This window comes from Streptomyces sp. DI166, assembly GCF_900091315.1.
In the GTDB taxonomy this organism is placed as follows: Bacteria; Actinomycetota; Actinomycetes; order Streptomycetales; family Streptomycetaceae; genus Streptomyces; species Streptomyces fuscus.
In genome coordinates this window covers 1-2,809 of sequence record NZ_FLSP01000213.1, presented here as the reverse complement: position 1 = coordinate 2,809, position 2,809 = coordinate 1, and the positions used below count along the sequence as shown (strand labels likewise).

Sequence of the window (2,809 nt, the reverse complement as noted above, 5' to 3'; positions counted from 1 at the left end):
TGGGGCTGCGGCGGCTGGGCCCGGCGCTGCGGCTGCGGCGGCTGCTGCTGCGGACGGGCGACCTGCCGCTGCGGGCGGCGCCGCAGCGGGTCCTGGTTGGGGTCGAGGTACTGGACCTGTGTCTGCTCGTTGCGGTCGCGCGCGGCCCGCAGCTGGCTCTGCCAGGGGTGCGGCTCCTCCGGCGCGGGCGGCCCCGGCGGTACCGGGGGCATGACCGCGGTCGGGTCGGCGGCGCCCCGGTTCGGCAGCACGGCGGTGGGGTCGGCGGCGTTGTTGGGGCCGCCGGTGTGCGGCAGGACGCTGGTCGCGGCGTTCGGGTCGAAGGAGCCGGCGCCCTGCGGCAGCACCTGCGTCGGGTCGGCCGAGCCCGGCACCGCGGCGGGCGCCGGGTCGGGCGCGAGCAGCGCGCCCACGTTCTCGGCGGCGGCGATCTGCGCGGAGGAGGCGTGCACGCCGATGCCGTCGGCGACGACCCTGAGGCCGCGCGCGAGGTTCTCGGCGCTGGGCCGCCGGTCCGGGTCCTTGGACAGACAGCGCTCGATGACCGTCCACAGCGGGTCGGGGACGGTGGACGGGCGGCGCGGCTCGGCGCTCAGGTGCTGGTGGAGCACTTCGAGGGCGGAGCTGCCGGAGAACGGCGGGCGCCCGGTGACCAGCTCGTACAGCAGGATTCCGGCGCCGTAGACGTCGACCGCGGAGGTCTGCGGGCGGCCCTCGGCTGACTCGGGCGCGACGTACGCGGGCGTGCCGACGAACTCGTGGGTGCGAGTCAGGCCGGGGGAATCGGCCAGACGGGCGATACCGAAGTCGGTGAGCATCGGGTGCATCTCGCCGCCGTTCTGCTTCAGCAGCACGTTGGCGGGCTTCAGGTCGCGGTGGACGACACCGTCGGCGTGGCTGACGGCCAGCGCGTCGGCGATCTGCGCGGTGAGCAGGGCGGCGGCGACCGGCGTGAAGGGGCCGTTCTCGCGCAGGTAGCGGTGCAGGTCGGGACCGTCGATGAGGTCCATGACGAGGGCCAGCAGCTCGCCCTCGACGACCAGGTCGCGGACCCGGACGATGTTGGGGTGGGTCAGCCGGAGCAGGACGGACCGCTCCCGCAGGAACCGCATCACGATGTCCGCGTCGCTGGCCAGCTCCTCCTTGAGGACCTTGATCGCGACGGTCTCACCGGGCTGACCGGGCACCGCCGCCTCGGCACCCGCGGTCTCACGCTGGCGGGCTCGCCAGACAGTGCCTGTGGCACCGCGTCCGAGCGGCTCCTCAAGCAAGTACTTGCTGCCGACTGGCCGCACGTCACGCGCTCCCTGCTGATTGCCTGAAAGTGTTCCGATGTTCCGAACCACTGTAGTGCCGGGCCCATCGAAACAAAGGTTCGCAGGGAAGACGCTCGGTCCGTTCCGTTTGGTTGCCGAAGCCGGGCGTGACCGATCTCAAGTGATCGTCGGCAGGACAGGGATCAGGCATTTTTACGGGCAGAGCCGACCAATCAAGATCACTATTTCCCGGGTGGCGGGCGAGCTGTCAGTGGCAGGTGCGAGGATGCCCTTCAGTACTGGCCGATGTGCTCGTGTGGCGGTGGGGGTAGTCCGCGGTGGGGGACCGCGGGGCGTCGTCCTCCGTACGCGGGTGCCCCGCGCAGAAGGGACCGCTGACGGCGATGCAGATCCGGCTGACCGTCGTAGACCCGCTGGGCCCGTCCCCCGCCGCCGCGCGGGGGCGCGCCGGGAGCTGCGACGTGCTGGTCACGGCGCCCGCCGGCACCGCACTGGCCGCGGTGGCGTCGGCGCTCGCCTCGGCGGTCTCGGCGGACGGCTCCGCCCGCGCGGGTGAGTCCGAGCGCGGCGGACCGGTGGTGGTGTACGCGAGCGGGGAGCGGCTGGACAGCGCGCGCTGCGTCCTGGGCGAGCCGCCGCTGATCGACGGCGCGGTGCTCTCGCTGGGCGCCCCGGCCGAGCCCGAGGCGCACCCCGAGGTCGACGACGCGCCGACCCAGCTCCATGTGGTGGCGGGCCCCGACGCGGGCGGCGTCCATCTGCTGCACGGCGGGCAGATCCAGGTCGGCCGGTCCGCCGACGCCGATGTCCCGCTGGACGACCCGGACGTGTCCCGGCTGCACTGCGCGGTGACGGTCGCCGCCGACGGCCGGGTCTCCGTCGCCGACCTGGGCTCCACCAACGGCACCACCATGGGCGGCACCCGTATCGGCTCCCGCCCGGTCCGCTTCCCGCCGGGTGCCCTGCTACGCATCGGCGAGTCGGCCCTGCGGCTCGCCCCGGCGGGCGGCCCTGGGGCCCGGGTGCCGACGGTGCCCGACGGCGAGGGCCATCTGCGGCTGTCGCCCGGCACCGCACCCGCCGAGTCCCCCGAGGGCCCCGACGGCGAGACCCGGCACGGCTACGGCTCGGCGGGCTGGGGCGCCTCCTCCGCGGCCCCGGGCGCGCAGCAGCACGGCCCCGTCGAACCTCCGGTGGTGCCCGGCCAGGGCGGCGCGCCCCGTATCGAGAGCAGCGTCCCGCCGGGGGCGTCGGTGCCCGGCCAGCGGGGCGGGGAGACGCACGGAGGCGGATTCACGGCAGGGGCGCCCACCGCCGGCGGCCGTGGGACGGACGGGCACGGCATCGCAGGTACGGGGGGTTCCGGTGTGCCGGGAGGCGACGGAAGCGCGCGCGGCCGTGCGACGGGCGCCGGTGCGCCAGGGACCGACGGGCCCGCGCAGGGCCGTGCGGCAGGCGCCGGCGTCTCCGCTGACGGCGGGCACGCGCGTGCGCAGGCGCCGGAAAGCGACGCCCACCGCCAGCCCTCCCCC

Annotated in this window: 2 protein-coding genes; one reads left to right on the top strand and one right to left on the bottom strand. The window is 75.5% G+C overall.

The genetic code is table 11. The features are described 5' to 3' along the window. The coding region (locus tag GA0115233_RS39815; protein ID WP_093725660.1) for a serine/threonine-protein kinase at positions 1 to 1,295 on the bottom strand (1,295 nt) is incomplete at its 3' end. Between the two features lie 365 nt (positions 1,296 to 1,660). On the opposite strand from GA0115233_RS39815, the gene GA0115233_RS39810 reads away from it, so the two are divergent. Continuing rightward, a partial coding sequence (locus GA0115233_RS39810) for an FHA domain-containing protein (RefSeq protein WP_255310519.1) occupies positions 1,661 to 2,809 on the top strand: 1,149 nt, incomplete at its 3' end.